This window comes from Pelomonas lactea (assembly GCF_043555885.1).
GTDB lineage: Bacteria > Pseudomonadota > Gammaproteobacteria > Burkholderiales > Burkholderiaceae_C > Pelomonas > Pelomonas lactea.
Genome location: NZ_JBIGHX010000004.1, coordinates 323,961 through 346,743, shown reverse-complemented (window position 1 = coordinate 346,743; position 22,783 = coordinate 323,961). Strand labels below are relative to the sequence as shown.

Annotated in this window: 18 protein-coding genes and 1 tRNA gene; 5 read left to right on the top strand and 14 right to left on the bottom strand. The window is 67.9% G+C overall.

The window, feature by feature from the left end; all coding sequences use genetic code 11:
- Window positions 1-15: 15 nt before the first annotated feature.
- The 6 genes from clpX to ACG04Q_RS14250 form a co-directional block, all read right to left on the bottom strand.
- Window positions 16-1,284: an ATP-dependent Clp protease ATP-binding subunit ClpX gene (clpX, locus tag ACG04Q_RS14275; RefSeq protein WP_394511602.1), complete on the bottom strand. Its 1,269-nt coding sequence runs from the start codon at window positions 1,282-1,284 to the stop codon at window positions 16-18.
- Window positions 1,285-1,409: 125 nt separating this feature from the next.
- Window positions 1,410-2,018 carry an ATP-dependent Clp endopeptidase proteolytic subunit ClpP gene (gene clpP / locus ACG04Q_RS14270; protein ID WP_394511601.1) on the bottom strand — a complete coding sequence of 203 codons (609 nt, stop codon included), beginning with the start codon at window positions 2,016-2,018 and terminating at the stop codon, window positions 1,410-1,412.
- Window positions 2,019-2,130: 112 nt separating this feature from the next.
- A complete protein-coding gene (gene tig, locus ACG04Q_RS14265) occupies window positions 2,131-3,444 on the bottom strand; it encodes a trigger factor (RefSeq protein WP_394511600.1) in 1,314 nt (437 codons plus the stop codon).
- 28 nt (window positions 3,445-3,472) lie between these two features.
- Window positions 3,473-3,559, bottom strand: a tRNA-Leu gene (locus tag ACG04Q_RS14260).
- Between the two features lie 298 nt (window positions 3,560-3,857).
- Window positions 3,858-7,043 (bottom strand): efflux RND transporter permease subunit, encoded by a 3,186-nt coding sequence (locus ACG04Q_RS14255; protein ID WP_394511599.1) that lies wholly within the window; start codon window positions 7,041-7,043, stop codon window positions 3,858-3,860.
- Between the two features lie 13 nt (window positions 7,044-7,056).
- A complete protein-coding gene (locus tag ACG04Q_RS14250) occupies window positions 7,057-8,079 on the bottom strand; it encodes an efflux RND transporter periplasmic adaptor subunit (RefSeq protein ID WP_394511598.1) in 1,023 nt (340 codons plus the stop codon).
- 239 nt (window positions 8,080-8,318) lie between these two features.
- On the opposite strand from ACG04Q_RS14250, the gene hpnC reads away from it, so the two are divergent.
- The 3 genes from hpnC to hpnE are packed head-to-tail and all read left to right on the top strand — an operon-like array spanning window position 8,319 to window position 11,262.
- Window positions 8,319-9,143: a squalene synthase HpnC gene (hpnC, locus tag ACG04Q_RS14245; RefSeq protein ID WP_394511597.1), complete on the top strand. Its 825-nt coding sequence runs from the start codon at window positions 8,319-8,321 to the stop codon at window positions 9,141-9,143.
- The gene (gene hpnD, locus ACG04Q_RS14240) at window positions 9,140-9,988 is read left to right on the top strand and encodes a presqualene diphosphate synthase HpnD (protein WP_394511596.1); all 849 of its coding nucleotides are present in this window, start codon (window positions 9,140-9,142) and stop codon (window positions 9,986-9,988) included. The genes hpnC and hpnD overlap by 4 nt, the downstream gene beginning before the upstream one ends.
- Window positions 9,952-11,262 (top strand): hydroxysqualene dehydroxylase HpnE, encoded by a 1,311-nt coding sequence (gene hpnE / locus ACG04Q_RS14235; protein ID WP_394511595.1) that lies wholly within the window; start codon window positions 9,952-9,954, stop codon window positions 11,260-11,262. Before hpnD ends, hpnE begins: the two co-directional genes overlap by 37 nt.
- Here hpnE and ACG04Q_RS14230 read toward each other — a convergent pair.
- On the bottom strand, window positions 11,199-12,194 hold the full coding sequence (locus ACG04Q_RS14230; RefSeq protein ID WP_394511594.1) for a TIGR03790 family protein: 996 nt from the start codon (window positions 12,192-12,194) through the stop codon (window positions 11,199-11,201). The two genes, hpnE and ACG04Q_RS14230, sit on opposite strands and share 64 nt — an antisense overlap.
- 139 nt (window positions 12,195-12,333) lie before the next feature.
- Here ACG04Q_RS14230 and ACG04Q_RS14225 point away from each other — a divergent pair, with 139 nt between their 5' ends.
- A complete protein-coding gene (locus ACG04Q_RS14225; RefSeq protein ID WP_394511593.1) occupies window positions 12,334-13,101 on the top strand; it encodes an IclR family transcriptional regulator in 768 nt (255 codons plus the stop codon).
- Window positions 13,102-13,216: 115 nt separating this feature from the next.
- On the opposite strand, the gene pbpG is transcribed toward ACG04Q_RS14225, so the two are convergent.
- From pbpG to pssA, 4 genes are all read right to left on the bottom strand, one after another.
- On the bottom strand, window positions 13,217-14,194 hold the full coding sequence (gene pbpG, locus ACG04Q_RS14220; protein ID WP_394511739.1) for a D-alanyl-D-alanine endopeptidase: 978 nt from the start codon (window positions 14,192-14,194) through the stop codon (window positions 13,217-13,219).
- 359 nt (window positions 14,195-14,553) lie between these two features.
- Window positions 14,554-16,095 carry a 2-isopropylmalate synthase gene (locus tag ACG04Q_RS14215; RefSeq protein ID WP_394511592.1) on the bottom strand — a complete coding sequence of 514 codons (1,542 nt, stop codon included), beginning with the start codon at window positions 16,093-16,095 and terminating at the stop codon, window positions 14,554-14,556.
- Window positions 16,092-17,780 (bottom strand): 2-isopropylmalate synthase, encoded by a 1,689-nt coding sequence (gene leuA / locus ACG04Q_RS14210; protein WP_394511591.1) that lies wholly within the window; start codon window positions 17,778-17,780, stop codon window positions 16,092-16,094. Before leuA ends, ACG04Q_RS14215 begins: the two co-directional genes overlap by 4 nt.
- A gap of 197 nt (window positions 17,781-17,977) precedes the next feature.
- Entirely contained in the window at window positions 17,978-18,802 is an 825-nt protein-coding gene (gene pssA, locus ACG04Q_RS14205) for a CDP-diacylglycerol--serine O-phosphatidyltransferase (protein ID WP_394511590.1), read from the bottom strand.
- Between the two features lie 73 nt (window positions 18,803-18,875).
- Here pssA and ACG04Q_RS14200 point away from each other — a divergent pair, with 73 nt between their 5' ends.
- On the top strand, window positions 18,876-19,211 hold the full coding sequence (locus ACG04Q_RS14200; RefSeq protein WP_394511589.1) for an NIPSNAP family protein: 336 nt from the start codon (window positions 18,876-18,878) through the stop codon (window positions 19,209-19,211).
- 50 nt (window positions 19,212-19,261) lie between these two features.
- On the opposite strand, the gene ilvC is transcribed toward ACG04Q_RS14200, so the two are convergent.
- The 3 genes from ilvC to ACG04Q_RS14185 form a co-directional block, all read right to left on the bottom strand.
- Window positions 19,262-20,278, bottom strand: coding sequence for a ketol-acid reductoisomerase (gene ilvC / locus ACG04Q_RS14195; RefSeq protein WP_394511588.1), 1,017 nt, complete (start codon window positions 20,276-20,278; stop codon window positions 19,262-19,264).
- A gap of 52 nt (window positions 20,279-20,330) precedes the next feature.
- Entirely contained in the window at window positions 20,331-20,822 is a 492-nt protein-coding gene (ilvN, locus tag ACG04Q_RS14190) for an acetolactate synthase small subunit (protein WP_268168339.1), read from the bottom strand.
- A gap of 164 nt (window positions 20,823-20,986) precedes the next feature.
- Window positions 20,987-22,774, bottom strand: a complete 1,788-nt coding sequence (locus tag ACG04Q_RS14185) for an acetolactate synthase 3 catalytic subunit (RefSeq protein ID WP_394511587.1) — start codon at window positions 22,772-22,774, stop codon at window positions 20,987-20,989.
- Between the last annotated feature and the right edge of the window lie 9 nt (window positions 22,775-22,783).

The following is a 22,783-nucleotide window of genomic DNA, read 5'->3' as shown; positions in this document are numbered from 1 at the left end:
AGGGCTTGGTGCGGTTTACGCGCTGGCCTTTTGTTCGCGATAGACCAGCAAGGGACGTGCCGTGGCGTCCTCGATGTTGTGCTCGTCCAGCACGACCTTCTCGACGCCTTCCAGCGCCGGCAACTCGAACATGGTGTCGATGAGCGACTGCTCCATGATGGAGCGCAGGCCGCGGGCACCGGTCTTGCGCGCCAGCGCCTTGCGGGCGATGGCCGCGAGCGCCGGCTTGCGGATTTCGAGTTCGACGCCGTCCATCTCGAACAGCTGCTGGTACTGCTTGACCAGCGCATTCTTGGGTTCGGTCAGGATCTGAATCAGCGCGTCCTCAGTCAGCTCGCCCAACGTCGCGACGACGGGCAGGCGGCCGACGAGCTCGGGAATGAGGCCGAACTTGATGATGTCCTCGGGCTCGCACTCACGGAAGACCTCGCCGACCTTCTTGTCGGACTTGCTCTTCACGGTCGCGCCGAAGCCGATGCCGGACTTCTCGCTGCGGTTCTGGATGACCTTCTCCAGGCCGTCGAAGGCACCGCCGCAGATGAACAGGATGTTGGTCGTGTCGATCTGCAGGAAGTCCTGGTTGGGGTGCTTGCGGCCGCCCTGCGGCGGCACCGAGGCCATCGTGCCTTCGACGAGCTTGAGCAGCGCCTGCTGCACGCCTTCGCCGGACACGTCGCGCGTGATGGACGGGTTGTCGGCCTTGCGCGAGATCTTGTCGATCTCGTCGATGTAGACGATGCCGCGCTGCGCACGCTCGACGTCGTAATTGCAGTTCTGCAGCAGCTTCTGGATGATGTTCTCGACGTCCTCGCCGACGTAGCCGGCTTCGGTCAGCGTCGTCGCGTCGGCGATCACGAACGGCACGTTCAGCAGGCGTGCCAGCGTCTGCGCCAGCAGCGTCTTGCCGGAGCCGGTGGGGCCGATCAAGAGGATGTTGCTCTTGGACAGCTCGACCGATTCCTTGGCCGTCGCCATGTGGCGCAGGCGCTTGTAGTGGTTGTAGACGGCCACGGCCAGCGTGCGCTTGGCGACGTCCTGGCCGATGACGTATTGGTCCAGACTGGCCTTGATCTCGCTGGGCACGGGCAGGTCAGACTTGCCGGCGCGTGCAGCGGGAGCCGGCGCGGGGATCTCGTCACGGACGATGTCGTTGCACAGCTCGATGCACTCGTCGCAGATGAAGACGGACGGGCCGGCGATCAGCTTCTTGACCTCGTGCTGGCTCTTGCCGCAGAAGGAGCAGTACAGAACTTTCTCGCTGGAGGTGCCTTTTTTCTCGGCCATGAAACTGCTCAATGAGAGGCGGGATGCCTCGAATGATGATAGTCCAAACGATCTCGGGACCCTTGCGGGGATAAGGGTCCCGATTTCGCTGCGATTCCCGGGGGCCGGCGACGGCCCGTCAGGACTCAGGGGCGATGTTCCAGCACCTGGTCGATCAGGCCGTAGCTCTGCGCCTCGGCAGCGGACATGAAGTAGTCGCGTTCCGTGTCCGACTGGATTTTCTCCAGCGTCTGCCCCGTGCGCTCAGCGAGGATGCGGTTCAGCGCCTCGCGAGTCTTCAGGATTTCACGCGCATGGATCTCGATGTCCGTTGCCTGGCCCTGTGCGCCACCCAGAGGCTGGTGGATCATGACCTTGGCGTTGGGCAGCGAGAAGCGCTTGCCCTTGGCGCCGGCCGCCAGCAGGAAGGCGCCCATGCTGGCCGCCATGCCCATGCACAGCGTCGACACCTCGGGCTTGATGAAGTTCATCGTGTCGAAGATGGACATGCCAGCCGACACGCTGCCTCCCGGGCTGTTGATGTAGAGCGAGATCTCCTTGTCGGGGTTCTCGCTCTCCAGGAACAGCAACTGGGCGACGACTAGGTTGGCGACCGCGTCATTCACCGGGCCGACCAGGAAGACGATGCGCTCGCGCAGCAGGCGCGAGTAGATGTCGTAGGCGCGCTCGCCACGGCCCGACTGTTCGATGACCATGGGCACGAGGCCGAGATTGCTGGTGTCCAGAGCGCTCATTCAAATCCTTGAAATCAATTTCAACTGCAACCGTTATGGGGGCGGATTATGGCCACGCAAGTAAAAAGGCGCCGGGCCTTGCGGCGCGGCGCCTTCGTCATGCGAAGGGCTTTCAGTTGCCCTGGGCCATCAGCTCGTCGAACGGCAGGGCCTTGTCGGTGACCTTGGCGGTCGCCAGCACGAAGTCCGTGACGTTGTTCTCGACAACGACGGCCTCGACTTCGGCCATGCGCTCGCGGTCGCTCAGGTACCAGCGCATGACTTCGGCGGGCTTCTCGTAGCTCTGCGACAGCTCTTCGATGTGCGACTGCAGCTGGGCCGGCTTGGCCTGCAGGTTGTTGGCGCGCACCAGTTCGGCCACCACCAGGCCCAGGCGCACGCGGCGCTCGGCTTGGGGCTTGAAGATGTCGGCGGGGATCTCGGCCTTGTCGGCGTCCTTCACACCACGCTTCTTCAGGTCCTCGCGGGCCTGACCGACCATGCGCTCGGCCTCGCCCTGCACCAGCGCGTTGGGCACGTCCAGCTCCGACACGGCCACCAGCGCGTCCATGACGGCGCCCTTGTTACGGGCCAGCACGCGGAACTTCACCTCGCGCTCGAGGTTCTTCTTGATGTCGGCGCGCAGCGCTTCAACCGTCGCGTCCTTGATGCCCAGTGACTTGGCAAACGCCTCGTTCACTTCGGGCAGGTGCTGGGCTTCGATCTTCTTGACCGTGACGAGGAAGTCGGCTTCCTTGCCGGCCACGTCCTTGCCGTGGTAGTCCTCGGGGAACTGCAGCGGGAAGGTCTTGCTCTCGCCGGCCTTCATGCCGCGCACGGCGGCGTCGAACTGCTCCAGCATCTGGCCTTCGCCGATCAGGAACTGGAAACCCTCGGCCTTGCCACCCTGGAAGGGCTCGCCGTCGATCTTGCCTTCGAAGTCGATGGTGACGCGATCACCGGCGGCGGCCACGTCGGCAGCGGCACGCTGGGCGAAGCTGCGGCGCTGCTTGCGCAGGATCTCGACGGTCTTGTCGATGGCTTCTTCGGTGACGTCACTGGTGACGCGCTCGACTTCGGCGGCGGCCAGGTCGCCGATCTTCACTTCGGGGTAGACCTCGAAGGTGGCGTCGAAAGCCATCTGGCCTTCGGGGGCCTGGTCCTTCTGCTCGATGCGGGGCATGCCGGCGACGCGCAGCTGCGCTTCGTTGGCGGCGTTGTTGAAGGCGGCGCCGAGCTTGTCGTTGACGACTTCGTATTGCACCGAGTAGCCGTAGCGCTGGGCGACGACGTTCATCGGCACCTTGCCGGGGCGGAAGCCGTCGGCCTTGACGGTGCGGGCCAGCTTCTTCAGGCGGGCTTCGACTTCGCTGTTGATCTCAGCGGCCGCCACGTGCAGGGTGATGCGGCGTTCCAGCTTTTCGAGGGTTTCGACGGTGACGGCCATGATGGACTCGGGAACAGTTGAAGGACAGTGGTGCGCGGGGCCGGACTCGAACCGGCACGCCCGTGAAGGCGTCAGGACCTAAACCTGGTGCGTCTACCAATTTCGCCACCCGCGCAACGGGTTGGTTCTGGATGGGCTGCCCGTCTTTGAAGACGCCGGCAACCCTTTAGACACGATTCGGGCGATTCGGCAAACCGGCGATTGTAGCGACCTCGCACGACTTGCCGGCCGCCCCGGCGTGCGGGGCGGCAAAACCCTAGGAAAAGTGAGCCCGTTGTCCGGCCTGGCGTCGCTGAACGCGGGCCAGCCCGGCCGGTCAACCGCGGGGACGCGGCTGCTCGCGGCATTGAGCCGCCAGCAGCCCCAAGCGGGCCCGCTCGGGAGCGGCCCGGCGCTCGGCCCGAACACGAAGTTCAAGTCGGGTCGGGTATTTCGCTGTCGACGAACTGGCTGTGCAGACGACTCTGCTCTTCCTCGCGCGGCCGCATGACGCGGAACCAGGCCGCGTACATGGCCGGCAGGGCCAGCAGCGTCAGGACGGTCGCGACGATGAGGCCGCCCATGATGGCCACGGCCATCGGCCCCCAGAACACGCTGCGCGACAGCGGGATCATGGCGAGCACGGCGGCGGCGGCCGTCAGCACGATGGGCCGGAAGCGACGGACGGCGGACTCGACGATTGCCGACCAGTCCGGCACGCCGCGGGCGCGGTCCTGCTCGATCTGGTCGATCAGGATGACGGAGTTGCGCATGATCATGCCCATCAGCGCGATGACGCCCAGCAGCGCGACGAAGCCGAATGGCCGGTTCAGCAGCAGCAGTGCCATCGCGACGCCGGCAATGCCCAGCGGGCCGGTCAGGAACACCAGCATCGCGCGGCTGAAGCTGTGCAGTTGCAGCATCAGCAGCGTGAAGGTGATGAACAGCATCACCGGCACGCCAGCGGCGATGGAGCCCTGGCCCTTGCTGCTCTCCTCCACGGCACCAGCGATCTGGATGCTGTAGCCGATGGGCATCTGCTTCTGCAGTTCGTCCAGCTTGGGCCAGACCTCCTTCGTGACCGTGGCGCCCTGCAGGCCTTCGGCCACGTCGCCCTGCACGGTGACGGCGTAGAGCCGCCCCTCGCGCCACATGACGCCGGGCTCCCAGTCGAACTCGACCTTGGCGATCTGCGTCAGCGGGATGGCGCGGCCGGTGGCCGTGGGCACGTAGGCATTGCCGATGTCGGTGATGACGGCGCGCTCCTCCTGCGGCTGGCGCAGCACGATGTCGATGAGCTTGTCGGCCTCGCGGTACTGGCCGATGACGGTGCCCGACAGCAGCGTACGCGCGGACTGCGCGAGGCTCTGGCTGGACACGCCCAGCGCGCGCGCCTTGTCCTGGTCCACGGTCAGGCGCAGCGTCTTGACGTTCTCGTTCCAGTTGTCGTTGACGCCGCGCATGTTGGCGTTGGCGCGCAGGATGTCCTTGGCCTTGTCGGCCCAGTCGCGCACGATCTTGGGGTCGGCGCCCGTCACGCGGAACTGCACCGGGTACGGCACCGGTGGGCCGTTGGGCAGCAGCTTCACGCGGCCGCGCGCCTCCGGGAACTCCTCGGCCAGCACGGCCGGCAGGCGCTTGCGCAGCTCCTCGCGCGCCGTCAGATCCTTGGGCAGCAGGATGAACTGCGTCACGTTGGCCTGCGGGAAGATCTGGTCCAGCGGCAGGTAGAAGCGCGGCAGGCCCGAACCCACCCAGGCGGTCACGGTCGCGATGCTGGTTTCCTTCAGCATGCGTGCCTCAAAGCGCTTGGCCAGCGCCTCGGTCTCCTGGATGGTGGAGCCTTCGGGCAGCCACAGGTCCACCAGCACCTCGGGGCGGCTGGAATCCGGGAAGAACTGCTGCTGCACCCGGCCCATGCCGACGATGCCCAAAGCGAACACCAGCAACGTGATGCCGATGGTCTTCCAGCGGTTCTCCACGCACCAGCGCACGACCGCGCGGAAGCGGTTGTAGAACGGCGTGTCGAACAGCTCGTGCACCTCGCCTTCCGCATGCTGCTTGCTCTTCAGCAACAGCGCGCCCAGGTAGGGCACGAAGTACACCGACACCACCCAGGAGATGACCAGCGACGCGGCCGTCACGGCGAAGATCGCGAAGGTGTATTCACCCACCGTGGACTTGGCCAGGCCGATGGGCAGGAAGCCCACCGCCGTGATCAACGTGCCGGTCAGCATGGGCATGGCCGTCACGTCGTAGGCGTAGGTGGCGGCGTGCATCTTGTCGTAGCCCTCTTCGAGCTTGCGCACCATCATCTCGACGGCAATGATGGCGTCGTCCACCAGCAGCCCGAGCGCAATGATCAGCGAGCCCAGCGAGATCTTGTGCAGGCCCACGCCCCAATAGAACATGGCCGTGAACGTGATGGCCAGCACCAGCGGGATGGTGATGGCGACGACGAGGCCGGGCCAGACGTCGATGCGCAGCGGCCGGGTGTGCAGGCCCAGCGCGATGAAGCTGACCGCCAGCACGATGACGACGGCCTCGATGAGCACGTGCACGAACTCGCCCACCGACGTCGTGACGGCCTTGGGCTGGTCCTGCACCTGCTCCAGCTGGATACCGGCCGGCAGCTCGCGCTCGATGCCCTTCAGCGCCACGGACAGCGCCTTGCCCATCGCGATGATGTCGCCGCCCTTGGCCATGGAGACGCCCAGCGCCAGCACTTCCTTGCCCTGGTGCCGCACCTTGGTGGCCGGCGGGTCGACGTAGGCGCGCTTGATCTCGGCGATATCGCCCAGCCGCAACTGGCTGGACGCGCCGGTCTGGGGATTCGTGGCGCGGATGGGCACCTCGGCCAGCGCCTGGGCCGACGTGAACTGGCCCTGCACGCGGATCTGGAAGTTGGCGCTGCCGGCGTTCAGCACGCCCGCGCCCTCCACCGCGTTCTGCGCGCCGATCTGCGCGATGACCTGGCTGAAGTCCAGGCCCAGCTGGGCCAGGCGCTTCTGCGAGACCTCGATGAACAGCTTCTCCGGCTGCACGCCGAAGATCTCAACCTTGGCCACGTCCTTGACCTGCAGCAACGCCTGGCGCACGCGGTCGGCATGCTCGCGCAGCTCCTCGCGGCTGAAGCCGTCGGCCGACAGCGCGTAGATGGAGCCGTAGACGTCACCGAACTCGTCGTTGAACACCGGCCCCAGCACACCCTGCGGCAGCGTGGACCGCATGTCGTTGATCTTCTTGCGCGTCTGGTACCAGAGGTCGGCCACCTCCTTGGGCGGCGTGTTGTCCTTGACCTGGAAGATGGTCAGCGACTCGCCGGGCTTGGTGTACGAGCGGATCTTGTCCGCATGGTTCACCTCCTGCAGCGTCTTCTCGATCTTGTCGGTGACCTGGTCGGCCATCTGCTGCGCCGTCGCGCCGGGCCAGAAGGCCTGGATGACCATGGCGCGGAAGGTGAACGGCGGGTCTTCGTCCTGGCCCAGCTGGAAGTAGGCGGCGAAGCCCATCAGCATCAGCACCACCATCAGGTAGCGCGTCAGCGCCGGGTGCTCCAGCGCCCAGCGCGAGACGTTGAAGCGGTCGCCCACCGCGGCCTTGTTGGGAGGGATGTTCATGCGCGCCCCCGGCTCAGCGAGAGGCCGCGGCCGCAGGCGGGGCGGCCACGGTGCGCGGCGGCACGTAGCGCTTGACCTTCTGCCCCGGCGCCAGCACATGCACGCCGGCCACGACGACCTCCTGCCCGGCACTCAGGCCACCCGCGATGACCACGTCGTTGCCGTCGGCGCCGCCCACCTGCACCGGCTGGGGCTTGACGGTCATGGACGCAGGATCCAGCAGCCACACCGAGGTCTTGCCCTCCTGCTGCAGCACGGCCGCCAGCGGCAGCTTGATGACGCCGGCCATCTGCGGCAGCTCCAGCACAACGGTGGCGCTCTGGCCCAGCTTCACGTCCAGCTTGCCGGCGTCGGCCTTGATGAGGAAGGTGCGCGTGACCGGGTCGGCCGCGGCGGCCACCTCACGCAGCGTCAGCGGCGCGGTCTTGTCGCTGCCCCACAGCCGCACCTTCAGCGCGCCAGGCTGGCTGGCCGCGGCCTTCACGCGGGCGATCTGGTCCTCGGGCACCGAAAAGACGATGTCGCGCGGGCCATCCAGCGCGACGCTGAACACGGGCGTGCCGGCGGCCAGCACCTGGCCCGGCTCGGCGTTGACGCCGGTGACGACGCCGGCGCCGTCGGCCACCAGTTGCGCGTAGGCCGCCTGGTTGCCCTGCACGTCGGCCTGCGCCTTGGCCTGCTCCAGCTGCGCCTGTGCGGCCTTGAAGGCCGAGTCGCGCCGCTCCAGCTCGGCAGCGCTGATGAAGCCCTGGCGCTGCAGGTCAACGAAGCGCTTGTAGTCGGCGCCCAGCTGGTCGCGGTTGGTGCGCGCGGCGGCCACGCCGGCCGCGGCGGCCGCCTCGGCCAGCTTCAGATCCTGCCCGTCGATGCGCGCCAGCACCTGGCCGGCCTTCACGGTGTCGCCCAGGTTCACCGCGCGGCTCAGCAGCTTGCCGCTGACGCGAAAGGACAGCCGCGATTCGACCCGCGCCTTGACCTCGGCCGCATACTCATGGCTGGCGCTCGCCGCACCGGCGCTGACCAACTGGGTGCGCACCGCGCGTTCCGGTTCGGGTGCGGCAGCTTGCTTGCCGCAGGCCGAAAGCAGTGCCGCCAACAGCAAGGGCGGTGCGAGACGCAGAAGATGGGGCATGCAGACCTCGGCAGAGATGGGCGCCAGCCTCGAAATTTAATGACCGGCGGGTCAGTAATGTATTCAGACCCTGTGACGGCTGTCAAACCTCGAAGAGGTTCGCTGGAACGGCGGGCATTTGCAAGCGGAAGTTGAGAAACAGCTTGAGCGTCGACCACTACGAGAACTTCCCCGTTGCCTCCGTGCTGTGCCCGCCCGCGCTGCGGCCGGCCGTGATCGCGATCTACCACTTCGCCCGCACCGCCGACGACCTGGCCGACGAGGGGGACGCCGCCCCCGCCGAGCGCCGCCAGGCGCTGCGCGACTACCGCGCCGACCTGGCCGCCACCGTCGCCGGCCGGGCGCCGTCGCCGCGCTGGCCGCGCGTCTTCACGCCGCTGGCGCGCGAGATGCACCGCCTGCAGCCCGTGCTGCTGCACGACCTGCTGGACGCCTTCGAGCAGGACCTGGCACCGCCCCGCTACCGCGACCGCGCCCACCTGCTGGACTACTGCCGCCGCTCGGCCAACCCGGTCGGCCGCCTGCTGCTGGGGCTGTACGGGGTGAATGACGCCGACTCGCTGCGCCGCTCGGACGCGATCTGCTCGGCGCTGCAGCTGATCAACTTCTGGCAGGACTTCACCCGCGACGGGCCCAACGGCAGGCTCTACGTGCCGCACGACGACCTGGACCGCCACGGCCTCACCGCCGACGACGTGCTGGCCTGCCGGGACGGCGCGGCAGCCCGGGCGCTGATCGCCGACCTCTGCGGCTGGGCCCGCGCACTGATGCGCGACGGCGCGCCGCTGGCCCGCACCCTGCCAGGCCGCGCCGGCTGGGAGCTGCGCCTGGTCGTGCAGGGCGGCCTGCTGATCCTCGACAAGATCGCCGCCGGTGGCCACGACAGCCTGTTGCGCCGCCCCGCCGTCACCGCCTCGGATCTGCCCCGGCTGCTGTGGCGTGCGCTGACAATGCGGGCCACACCATGACCCCAGAGCAATACGTCCAGGAGAAAGCCGCCGCCAGCGGCTCCAGCTTCTATTACGCCTTCCTGTTCCTGCCGCCGCCGCGGCGCGCGGCCATCACGGCCTTCTACGCGTTCTGCCGCGAGGTCGACGACGTCGTCGACGAGACGCAGGACCCGGGCGTCGCCGCCACCAAGCTCGCCTGGTGGCGCAAGGAAGCCGCGGCCGCGTTCGCCGGCCAGCCCAGCCACCCGGCCATGAAGGCGCTGATGCCGCATGTGGCGGCCTACGACATCCGGCTGGAGCACCTGAACGCCGTCATCGAAGGCTGCGAGATGGACCTGCAGCAGACGCGCTACCTCGACTACGCCGGCCTGGCCCGCTACTGCCACCTGGTGGCCGGCGTCGTCGGCGAAGTGGCCAGCGGCATCTTCGGCCGCACGCAGCCGCAGACGGTGCAGTACGCCCACAAGCTGGGCCTGGCCATGCAGTTGACCAACATCATCCGCGACGTCGGCGACGACGCGCGGCGCGGCCGCATCTACCTGCCGGTGAACGAGCTGCAGCAGTTTGGCGTCAAGGCCAACGAGATCCTGTTGCGCAGCAAGCCCTGGGGCTACAGCGAGCGCTTCACGGCGCTGATGCAGTTCCAGGCCCAGCGCGCGCACCAGCTCTACGACGAGGCGCTGGCGCTGCTGCCGGCCGCCGACCGCGCCACGCAGAAGCCCGGGCTGATGATGGCCAACATCTACCGCGCGCTGCTCGTGGAGATCGAGCGCGAGAACTTCCAGGTGCTGCACCAGCGCATCTCGCTGACGCCGGTGCGCAAGCTGTGGATCGCGATGAAAACCAACTGGCGCGGACGTTGAAGGTCGCCGTCGTCGGAGGCGGCTGGGCCGGCATCTCGGCCGCGGTCACGCTGGCCGATGCGGGCCACGACATCACCGTCTTCGAGATGGCGCCGCAGCTGGGCGGCCGGGCACGCAGCGTGGCCGGCACGCCCGACTACGACAACGGCCAGCACATCCTCATCGGCGCCTACCGCGACAGCCTCGCGCTGATGCGCCGGCTGGGCGTGGACCCGGCCGCGGTGCTGAAGCGCCTGCCACTGGCCCTGCCCTACCCCGGCGAGCCGGGCCTGCGGCTGCCGCCAGGCCCGCCACTCGTCGCCTTCACGCGCGGCGTGCTGGCGCACGGCGGCTGGCCGCTGGGCGCCCGGCTCGGGCTGCTGCTGGCGGCCGGCGGCTGGCTGGCACGGGGCTTCCGCTGCGACGCGGCCTTGAGCGTCGCCCAGCTGTGCGCCGGGCTGCCCGGGCCGGTCAAGCGCGACCTGATCGACCCGCTGTGCGTCGCCGCACTGAACACACCCGCACCTCAGGCCAGCGCCCGCGTGTTCCTGCGCGTGCTGAAGGACGCGCTGTTCAGCGGCGCCGGCAGCGCCGACCTGCTGCTGCCGCGGCGACCACTGTCCGAGCTGCTGGCCGGCCCGGCAACGGGCTGGCTGGGCGAGCGGCTGCGGCTGGGCGCGCGGGTGCACGCCCTCGAACCCGGCTGGCGCGTGGACGGCGAGGCCTTCGACGCCGTCGTGCTGGCCTGCACCAGCGTGGAGGCCGCGCGGCTGACCGCAGGCATCGCGCCCGCCTGGTCGGGCACGGCACAAGCCCTGGGCTTCGAGCCCATCATCACCGTCTACCTGCACAGCCGCGGCAGCGCCCTGCCCTCGCCGATGCTGGCGCTGCGCGAGGGCGCCGACTCACCGGCCCAGTTCGTCTTCGACCATGGCGCTTTAGGCGGCGCGCCGGGCCGCTTCGCCTTCGTCGTCAGCGGCGCCGCGCCGTGGGTGGCGCGCGGCGGCTGCGCCGAGGCCGTGCTGGCGCAGGCGACGCGCGAGCTGCGCTGGGCCACGCCGCCCGTCATCGACAAGGTGCTGACCGAGAAGCGCGCCACCTTCGCCTGCACGCCCGGCATCGCACGGCCGCCGGCCCTCATCGCGCCGGGCCTGTGGGCGGCCGGGGACTACGTCGACGGCCCCTACCCGGCCACGCTGGAAGGCGCCGTGCGGGCGGGGCGCAACGCCGCTCACGGCGTCGTAGGCACCGGCGCGAACGGCGCGGCCAGGGGCTCGCCGACGAACACGCCCTGAGCCGGCCACGCGACGCTGTGCCAGTAGGCCTCCAGCGCGCTGACGCCCTGCGCGTAGGCCTGGATCAGCACCTGCGGGTGCGGGAACTTCTGCAGGTGGTTGCAGGGCTCGCTGGCCGTGCCGTAGGTGGCCGTGGCGCCGGCATCGATCCAGTCCAGGATGTTCATCTGGCCCTCGCCCGCGGGCCGGTCCAGTTGGCCGCCGAACGACGTCAGGTGGTCGGCCAGCGCGCCGGGCAGCCACTCCCCGCCCAGCGGCGCCGGCACGCGCGCCAGCCCGGTCTGGTAGACCAGCGTGCGACGCAGGGGCGGCAGCGCGTCGCTCCTGACCCGCGCGACCTCGAAGCCGGCCACGCCGGGCACCGGACCCGCCGGCGGGAACAGCCGCTCGCGCACGTTGCGGTTGGCATCGGGCGTGGCGGCCAGGTAGGCGACCGCGGGCTGCGCGGCGCCGCCAGCCAGAAAGTGGTCGGACGCGATGCCGCGCTCGATCATCGCCATCGCGGCCGGTACTGAACGCGCCGCCAGCTGCATGGCCGGCCGCAGCCCCAGCACCACCCACGGCCGGGCACCGAAGTAGCTCACGTAGGGGCTGGGCCGCGTGGGTGCGCAGCTGTTCGCGCAGACGTCGGGCTGCAGCCCCTGGCCCAGCGCGCTGGTCAGCGAGTTGCAGTCCACCGCATAGGGCTGCACCCAGGCCAGCGCCAGGCCGTTGACGCTCTCGGGCAACTGGCTGCGGAGGGCGTCGTTCAGTGCGGTGAACTCGTCACGCGTCAGGTTGGCGCGCTGCGGCAGCTGCACGCGCACGATGTTGGCGTCCGGGATGCCGCGGCGCCGGGCGTAGTACTCGCCGATGGTCACCGAGTAAGGGTCGGCCGTGTTGATGACCAGGCCGAGTTCCGCCGCCGTGATGCGGCCGTACAGCTTGGGCATGCGCAGCCACGCTGCCGGTGCGTCGGCCGCCTGGGCCAAACCCGCGCCAGCCCACAACAGCAACGCGCCGAGGACTTGCCACGTTCTGAAGCCCGCTTTCGCCATACAAAACACCCGCAATCTCCCCCACAATGACGGCATGAAATCCAAAGAAGCGCAAACCCCGGCGATCCAGGTGCTGGAGCGCATGTTCGCGCTGCTGGACGTGCTGGCCCGGCATCAGGACCCCGTGTCGCTGAAGGCGCTGTCCGAGGCCACCGGCCTGCACCCGTCGACGGCGCACCGCATTCTCAACGACCTGACGCTGGGTCGTTTCGTCGATCGCCCCGAAGCCGGCAGCTATCGCCTGGGCATGCGCATGCTGGAGCTGGGCAACCTCGTGAAGGCACGGCTGGACGTGCGCGACGCCGCGCTGCCCGCGATGCGCGAGCTGCACAAGTTCACCCACCAGCCGGTCAACCTGTCGGTGCGCCAGGGCGACGAGATCGTCTACATCGAGCGGACCTACTCCGAGCGCTCCGGCATGCAGGTCGTGCGCGCCGTTGGCGGCCGTGCGCCGCTGCACCTGACGTCGGTGGGCAAGCTGTTCCTGGCCAGCGACGACAGCCCGCGCGTGCGCGCCTACGCCACGCGCACGGGGCTGTCGGGCCACACGCGCAACAGCCTCACCGACATCGGCGCGCTGGAGCGCGAGCTGGCCATGGTGCGCCAGCGCGGCATCGCCCGCGACGACGAGGAACTGGAGCTGGGCGTGCGATGCATGGCCGCCGGCATCTACGACGACCAGGCCAAGCTGGTGGCCGGCCTGTCCATCTCGGCGCCGGCCGACCGGCTCGAGGAAGGCTGGGTCGTGCGGCTCAAGGAAACCGCCGCGCAGATCTCGACGGCACTCGGTTACCGGGCCTGAAACAGGCGCTCCTCGCCCAGTTCTGCCCGCTGGACGCGGCCGACCTGGTCGGTGCCCCTCGCTTCAGAAACAAGAACGACGCCATGAGGCGCCGTTTTCATGGACGGATCAACCGTCAGAACTTGGTCGACACCGTCGCCGCCTGCTCGCCCGGCTGCGACGCCAGCCACTTGCGCATGCGCTCGGCATCGGCGATCCGCGACGCCTTGCCGCTGGAATCCAGGAACACCATGATCAGCTTGCGGCCCGCCATGCTGGCCTGCATGACCAGGCACTTGCCCGCCTCGTTGATGAAGCCGGTCTTCTGCAGGCCGATGTCCCACAGCGGGTTGGACAGCAGGCCGTTGGTGGAGCGGAACTGCACCAGGCGCTTGCCCAGCGACACGCGCGCCTCGCGCGACGTCGACAGCTCACGCAGGATGGGCACCTGGCTGGTCACGTTGACGAGCTTGGCCAGGTCGGCCGCGCTGCTCTGGTTGCGGCTGGACAGGCCGGTCGGCTCCACGTAGTGCGTGTCCGTCATGCCCAGGGCCACCGCCTTCGCGTTCATGGCCGTGACAAAGGCATCGAGGCCGCCAGGATAGTTGCGGCCCAGCGCGTGAGCGGCGCGGTTCTCGCTGGACATCAGTGCCAGGTGCAGCATCTCGCCGCGTGTGAGCGTCGTGCCGAAGGCCAGGCGCGAGCCGGTGTTCTTCTCGGTGTCCTTGTCCTCGTCGGTGACGGTCAGCTTCTCGTCCATCGGCAGGCCGGACTCGACAACCACCAGCGCCGTCATCAGCTTGGTGATGGACGCGATGGGCAGCACGGCCTGCGGGTTCTTGGAGAACAGCACCTCGTTGGTGTTCTGGTCCAGCACGTAGGCCACGCTGGACTTGAGCGACAGCGGGTCATCCGCCTCGTGCAGGCCGGCCACCTGGCCGAACGTGGGCACGGCGCGCGCCACGGGCGCGGCCTGCTTGCGCAGCACGACGGACTTGACCTTGCGCGTCTGCGTGGCGGACGCCTTGGCCTTGGTGGATTTGCTGGCGGCGGCCTCGGCGGTGCTGGTCACGGCCAGCAGGCTGAGGCTCAGGAATACGGCGGCGAATGGAATCTTCAACGGGGTCCCCAACAGCAGGGCGGCAGTGTACGTGACGCCAAAATCACTGACAAGATAAGAACTTAGGCCAGATACCTCAAGTGAGGTCTCGTGACGGTTCCATCGCGTTGCAGCGGGTCCAACGTTCGCAAGTAGGCCTGGGCTGACAGACGACGTGTATCAGGATCAGCCCCAGATGGCCCACCGGCCCTTCCCGCACGCTGCCCACGGGTGGCCTTGGCGCGATTCTGTGGCCGCCACCCGGTGCGGGAGGCGCGAGCAGCGGGGCGAATTCGCGCCAGATTCCACACCAACGGGTAACGATTGCAGCCGGCGTGACGCGGGTCACGCCAGTTACAGCGCCCGGGCGGCGGCTACCCCTGGGCAGCGACCCGCTCGGCCTTGCTCAGCAGCTTGTTCAGCGCCGACAGGTAGGCCTTGGCCGAGGCCACGACGATGTCCGGGTCGGCCCCCACGCCGTTGACGACACGGCCGGCATGCTGCAGCCGCACCGTCACCTCGCCCTGCGATTCGGTGCTGCCACCGGTGATGGCGTTGACCGAATACAGCAGCATCTCGGCGCCCGACTGCACGACCGACTCGATGGCCTGCAGCGTCGCGTCCACCGGGCCGTTGCCGTCGCTCTCGGCGCGGTGTTCCTGCGCACCCATCGCGAAGACGATGGCGGCGTGCGGACGCTCCCCGGTCTCGCTGCGCTGGGACAGCGACAGCAGCCGGAAGTGCTCCTGCTCGGCCGTCACCGACTCGTCCATGACGAGGGCGATGATGTCCTCGTCGAAGATCTCGTTCTTGCGGTCGGCCAGGTCCTTGAAGCGCACGAAGGCCGCGTTGACTTCGGCCTCGCTCTCCAGCTCGATGCCCAGTTCCTGCAGCCGCTGCTTGAACGCGTTGCGGCCCGACAGCTTGCCCAGCACGATCTTGTTGGCCGCCCAGCCCACGTCCTCGGCGCGCATGATCTCGTAGGTGTCGCGCGCCTTCAGCACGCCGTCCTGGTGGATGCCGCTGGCATGTGCGAACGCGTTGGCGCCGACGACGGCCTTGTTGGGCTGCACGACGAAGCCGGTGGTCTGCGACACCAGCTTGGAGGCCGGCACGATCTGCGAGGTCTCGATGCCGACATCCAGGCCGAAGTAGTCGCGCCGCGTCTTGACGGCCATGACGACTTCTTCGAGCGAGCAGTTGCCAGCGCGCTCGCCCAGGCCGTTGATGGTGCATTCGATCTGGCGTGCGCCGCCGATCTTCACGCCGGCCAGCGAGTTGGCCACCGCCATGCCGAGGTCGTTGTGGCAGTGCACGCTCCAGATCGCCTGGTCGGAGTTGGGCACCTTCTCGCGCAGGCGGCGGATGAAGTCGCCGTAGAGCTCGGGGATGCCATAGCCGACCGTGTCGGGGATGTTGATGGTGCCGGCACCCTCGCGGATGACGGCCTCGCAGACACGGGCCAGGAAGTCGATGTCGGAACGGTAGCCGTCCTCGGGCGAGAACTCGATGTCGCCGCACAGGTTGCGGGCGAAGCGCACCGCCAGCGTCGCCTGGTCCAGCACCTGCTCGCGCGTCATGCGCAGCTTCTTCTCCATGTGGAGTTCGCTGGTGGCGATGAAGGTGTGGATGCGCGCGCGCCTGGCGCCGGCCAGCGCCTCGGCGGCGCGCGAGATGTCGCGGTCATTGGCGCGGGCCAGCGAGCAGACGGTGCTGTCCTTGATGGCGGCGGCGATGGCCTTCACGGCCTCGAAGTCGCCGTTGCTGGACGCCGCGAAGCCGGCTTCGATGACGTCGACCTTCATGCGCTCCAGCTGACGCGCGATGCGCAGCTTCTCGTCACGCGTCATGGACGCGCCGGGCGACTGTTCGCCGTCGCGCAGCGTGGTGTCGAAGATGATGAGCTTGTCGGTCATCGCACGTTTTCCTCTCGAATCTGGGGCACCGTGACGGGTGCGCGGGACAGGCCGGACAGGATGGCCTGCATGGATGCACGCACGATGCTGCCATCAATGCCGACGCCGTGGCGCGTCACGTCGCCCACGCGCAGCTCCAGGTAGGCCACCGCGCGCGCGTCGGCGCCGCTGCCGATGGCGTGCTCGTGGTAGTCCAGCACGCGCACTTCCTGGCCCAGGCGGGCGGACAGCGCGTTGACGAAGGCGTCGATGGGCCCGTTGCCCTCACCCTGCACGTGGCCCATCCAGCCGCCCAGCACGACCTCGGCCGACAGCCGCATCGCGCCGCCCGCGACCTCGGTCATCTGCGGCTGCACGACGGCAGCGGCTGCACTGCCGATGCCGTACTCGCGCTCGAAGATGGCGTGGATGTCCGCGGCCGTGAGTTCCTTGCCGGCGTCGTCCATGACGCGCTGCACGACCTGGCTGAATTCGATCTGCAGCCGGCGCGGCAGTTCCAGCCCGTACTCCGTCTCCAGCAGGTAGGCGATGCCGCCCTTGCCGGACTGGCTGTTCACGCGGATGACGGCGTCGTAGCTGCGGCCCAGGTCCTTGGGGTCGACCGGCAGATAGGGCATGTCCCAGATGTCGCCAGGCTGGCGCGCGGCGAAGGCCTTCTTGATGGCGTCCTGGTGGGAGCCGGAGAAGGAGGTGTACACGAGATCGCCCACGTACGGATGGCGTGGGTGGACCGGGATCTGCGTGCAGTGCTCGACGCAGCGGCGCACCTCGTCGATGTCCGAGAAGTCCAGCTGCGGGTCCACACCCTGGGTGTAGAGATTCAGTGCGATGTTGACGAGGTCGACGTTGCCGGTGCGCTCGCCGTTGCCGAACAGGCAACCCTCGACGCGGTCGGCGCCAGCCATCAGGGCCAGTTCACCGGCGGCGGTGCCGGTGCCGCGGTCGTTGTGCGGATGGACCGACAGCACGATGCAGTCGCGCCGTTCGAGGTGACGGTGCATCCACTCGATCATGTCGGCAAAGATGTTGGGCGTGCTGTGCTCGACGGTGGACGGCAGGTTGATGATGCACTTGCGATCGGGCGTGGGCGCCCAGACGGCCGTGACGGCATCGACCACGCGCTTGCTGAAGGCCAGCTCGGTGCCCGAGAACATCTCGGGCGAGTACTCGAAGCGCCAGTCCGTGCCCGGCCGTGCGGCAGCCAGGTCCTTGATCTGGCGGGCGTGCGAGGCGGCGAGTTCCACGATGCCGTCCTCGTCCTGCCCCAGCACGACTCGCCGCATGATGGGCGCGACCGCGTTGTAGACGTGCACGATGACGTGCCTGGCGCCGTCCAGCGCCTCGAAGGTGCGCTCGATGAGGTGGGACCGTGCCTGCGTCAGCACCTGGATGGTCACGTCGTCGGGGATATGGCCGCCCTCGATGAGCAGGCGCACGAAGTCGAACTCGGTCTGCGAGGCGGAGGGGAAGCCGACCTCGATCTCCTTGAACCCGATCTTCACGAGCTGCTGGAACATGCGCAGCTTGCGGGCGATGTCCATGGGCTCGATGAGGGCCTGGTTGCCGTCCCGCAGGTCGGTGCTCAGCCAGATCGGCGCACGGGTCAGCACGGCATCGGGCCAGGTGCGGTCCGGCAGTGCGATCGGTGCGAAGGGGCGGTACTTGAGCTGCGGTTGCTTCAACATGGTGGGTCCATCCGAGGGGGTGGGCGCAACCTGCAGCTGTCAGAAACTCGAACGGCCCGCTGCGGTTGCAAACGGGCCGTTGGGGTCAGGGGTGAGCGTACGCGCGCGACTGACTAGCGAACCCGTGGTTCCTCTAGGGCTAGTAGCAGGCTAATTCGCGTGGCGCGGCTCATGGGGCTGGAATCTAGCACGAAAGCCTATTGGTGCAAGCCACGCTCGTCGGGCTCGTCCGTGCTCGTGGAGATGACGCTCACGGGCTTGCCCTTGGCCTTGCGCCACGCGTAGATGACATAGCCCGACAGGCCGTAAACACAGAAGACACCGAAGAGAACACGCGATGGATCGAGTGCTGCGAGGCCGATGCCGAGCATGATCACGACCAGCACGAAGAAGGGCACGGAGCGTCGCCGGTCGAAGACTTTGAAGCTGTAGAACGGAGCATTCGTCACCATCGAAAGCCCGGCAAACAGGGTGATGCCGTAGGCCGCCCAGGTGACCCAACTGCCGGGCTTCACGCCCGCGTAGTCAGCCTGGTCAACCACCGACCAGATCAGGCCGATGACCAGCGCCGCCGCGGCGGGGCTGGGCAGGCCCTGGAAGTAACGCTTGTCGACGACGCCGATGTTGACGTTGAAGCGCGCCAGCCGCAGCGCCGCACCAGCGATGTAGACGAAGGCCGGGATCCAGCCCGGCTTGCCCATGTCCTTCAGCGCCCACATGTAGACGATCAGCGCCGGCGCGGCGCCGAAGGCGACCATGTCGGACAGGCTGTCCATCTGCTCGCCGAAGGCGGACTGGGTGTTCGTCATGCGCGCGACGCGACCGTCCAGGCTGTCAAGGATGGCGGCGGCAAAGATGGCCACGCAGGCCACCTCGAAGCGGCCATTCATGGCCATCACGATGGCGTAGAACGCGCTGAACAGCGCGCCCAGCGTGATGGCATTGGGCAGCGCGTAGATGCCTTTGCGGCGCGGGCGGACGGCGAGGCTGGGCTCGTCGTCCTCGATGGGATCAGGGGTCATAGGTTGGCAGGATAGCTGACAGATCCCGGCAATTGCCGCTCCTAGCATGTCGGGAACGACAGGACACCTTGTGATGAAGCTGATAGAGGTTCGAACCTACCGCCTGAGGCCGGGCTGCGCCGAGCGCTTTGTCACGGCCGTGCGCGCCGCCCTCCCACTGGTGCGGGCCAGCGGGATGGATGTCGTCGCCTTCGGTCGCTCGGATCACGAAGAGGAGAGCTTTTTCCTCATCCGCGCCTTCGACAGCCGCGAGCAGTTGGTGGCCCGGCAGGACGCCTTCTACGGCTCCGCCGTCTGGCGCGAAGGGCCGCGGCAGGCACTGGTCGACTGCCTGGACACCTACCTCAACACCTTGCTGTGGCTGCCCGAGGCCGCCGTGGACTCGTTGCGGGCCAACCATCAGCCCTGAACGAAAAAGGCCGGCATGCGCCGGCCTTTTGTGCACCCGAAGGTGGGCAATCAGTTCTTGGACTTGTCGACCAGCTTGTTGGCCTTGATCCAGGGCATCATGTCGCGCAGCTTGGCGCCCACCTGCTCGATGGGGTGCTCGGCGGTCAGGCGGCGGCGGCTGATCAGCGTCGGAGCGCCGGCCTTGTTCTCCAGGATGAAGGATTTGGCGTACTCGCCGGTCTGGATGTCCTTCAGGCACTGGCGCATCGCGTTCTTGGTGTCCTCGGTCACGACGCGCGGGCCGGTCACGTACTCACCGTACTCGGCGTTGTTCGAGATCGAGTAGTTCATGTTCGCGATGCCGCCTTCGTAGATCAGGTCGACGATCAGCTTGAGCTCGTGCAGGCACTCGAAGTAAGCCATTTCGGGCGCGTAGCCGGCTTCGGTCAGCGTCTCGAAGCCCGCCTTGATCAGCTCCACGGCACCGCCGCACAGCACGGCCTGCTCGCCGAACAGGTCGGTCTCGGTCTCTTCACGGAACGAGGTCTCGATGATGCCGGCCTTGCCGCCGCCGTTCGCCGCGGCATAGCTCAGGGCCAGGTCACGGGCCTTGCCGGTGGTGTCCTGGTAGACGGCGATCAGGTGGGGCACGCCGCCACCCTGGCGATAGGTGCCGCGCACGGTGTGGCCGGGGGCCTTGGGGGCGACCATCCAGACGTCGATGTCGGCGCGCGGCTGCACCTGGCCGTAGTGCACGTTGAAGCCGTGGGCGAAGGCCAGCGAGGCGCCGGCCTTCAGGTTGGGGGCGACTTCCTTGTTGTAGACGTCGGCGATCTGCTCGTCGGGCAGCAGGATCATGACCACGTCGGCCGTCTTCACGGCCTCGGCGATCTCGGCGACCTTCAGGCCGGCACCTTCCGCCTTGGCCCAGGACGCGCCGCCACGGCGCAGCGCCACGGTGACTTTGCAGCCGCTGTCGTTCAGGTTCTGCGCGTGGGCGTGGCCTTGTGAGCCGTAGCCGATGATGGTGACGTTCTTGCCCTTGATGAGGCTGAGATCGGCGTCCTTGTCGTAGTAGACGTTCATGATGGGTCGTGCTCCAGGAAAAAACTGTGGGGTTGTTGGGGGTGAGAACGGATCAGACGCGCAGGATGCGCTCGCCGCGGCCGATGCCGCTGGCGCCGGTGCGGACGGTTTCCAGGATCGCCGCGCGGTCGATCGCGTCGATGAAGGCGTCGAGCTTGCCGGCGTCGCCGGTCAGCTCGATGGTGTAGGTCTTCTCGGTCACGTCGATGATGCGGCCGCGGAAGATGTCGGCCGTGCGCTTGATCTCCTCGCGCTCCTTGCCGACGGCGCGCACCTTGATGAGCATCAGCTCGCGCTCGGTGTAGTTGCCCTCGGTCAGGTCGACGACCTTGACGACCTCGATGAGGCGGTTCAGGTGCTTGGTGATCTGCTCGATGACCTCGTCGGAGCCGGTGGTCACGATGGTCATGCGCGACAGCGAGGCGTCCTCGGTCGGCGCGACCGTGAGGCTCTCGATGTTGTAGCCGCGGGCGGAGAACAGGCCGACGACGCGCGACAGCGCGCCGGGCTCGTTCTCGATGAGCAAGGCAATGATGTGTTTCATGGGTTCTCGTCCTTCGCGCTCTTCAGCGCCACCGGTGGTAACCGGCGAGCCTTGGCAGCGGGTTCGATTCAAAAAGGGAGGCCTGCCGGGTCGGCTGTGTTCGGCATCCGCCGCCGGCATCGGCGGGGGCGGTAACCCTCGCCAGCACCCACGGCTTCAGCCGGTCACAGGTCTTCCGACCCCAGCAGCATTTCCGAGATGCCCTTGCCCGCCTTGACCATGGGCCAGACGTTCTCGGTCGGATCGGTGCGGATGTCCAGGAACACGGTGCGATCCTTCAGACGCATCGCCTCCTTCAGCGCGGGCTCCACGTCGCTGGGCTTCTCGACCAGGATGCCGACGTGGCCATAGGCCTCGGCCAGCTTCACGAAGTCGGGCAGCGCATCCATGTAGCTGTGCGAGTAGCGGCCCTCGTAGTCGAGTTGCTGCCACTGCCGCACCATGCCCAGGTAGCGGTTGTTCAGCGAGACGATCTTGACCGGCGTCTTGTACTGGAAGCAGGTCGACAGCTCCTGGATGCACATCTGGATGCTGCCCTCGCCGGTGATGCAGAACACATCCGACTCCGGCTTCGCCAGCTTGATGCCCATCGCGTACGGCAGGCCCACGCCCATCGTGCCCAGGCCACCGGAGTTGATCCAGCGGCGCGGCTCGTCGAACTTGTAGAACTGCGCGGCCCACATCTGGTGCTGGCCGACGTCCGACGTGATGTAGGTGTCGCGGTCGCGGGTCAGCTTCCACAGCGTGTCGACCACCATCTGCGGCTTGATGACCTCGTCCGAGCCTTTGTAGGCCAGGCAGTCGCGGCGGCGCCACTCATTGATCTGGCTCCACCATGCGTTGACGCTGTTCGCGTCGGGCTTGGCCTGTGCTTCCTTCAGCTGGGCGATCAGTTCCTGCAGCACATCCTTCACGTCGCCCACGATGGGGATGTCGACGCGCACGCGCTTGGAGATCGACGACGGGTCGATGTCCACGTGGATGATCTTGCGCTCGACCGAGCCGAAGTGCTTGGGGTTGCCGATCACGCGGTCGTCGAAGCGCGCGCCCACGGCCAGCAGCACGTCGCAGTGCTGCATGGTCATGTTGGCTTCGTACGTGCCGTGCATGCCCAGCATGCCCAGGAAGCGCGGGTCGGTGCCGGGCATGGCGCCCAGGCCCATCAGCGTGTTCGTGCAGGGGAAGCCCAGCATGTCCACCAGCTGGCGCAGCTCGGCCGTGGCTTCACCCAGGATGACGCCACCACCCGTGTAGATGTAGGGGCGCTTCGCCTGCAGCAGCAGTTGCACCGCCTTGCGGATCTGGCCGCTGTGGCCCTTCTTGGCCGGGTTGTAGGACCGCATCTCGATGCGGTCCGGGTAGCTGAACGTCGTCTTCGCAAGCGACACATCCTTGGGGATGTCGACCACCACCGGCCCGGGCCGGCCGGTGCGGGCAATGTGGAACGCCTTCTTCAGCGTCACCGCCAGGTCGCGCACGTCCTTCACCAGGAAGTTGTGCTTGACGATGGGGCGCGTAATGCCGACCGTGTCGCACTCCTGGAAGGCGTCCAGGCCGATCGCTGGCGTCGGGACCTGGCCCGAGATGATGACCATCGGGATCGAGTCCATGTAGGCGGTGGCGATGCCCGTGATGGCATTCGTCACACCCGGACCGGACGTCACCAGCGCCACGCCCACTTCGCCAGAGGCGCGGGCAAAGCCGTCAGCGGCATGGACGGCGGCCTGCTCATGACGCACCAGCACGTGCTGGATGCTGTCCTGCTTGTAGAGCGCGTCGTAGATGTAGAGCACCGCGCCGCCGGGGTAGCCCCAGAGATGACGCACCCCTTCGGCCTGCAGGCAGCGAACGAGGATCTCGGAGCCATTGAGCTCCGCGGTGGAAGAATTGGGGGAGGAGGTGTGCGGCTGCGCCAGGGCGGCGCGCTTCATTTCCGCGGCAGACATGTCCATTTTTAGAAC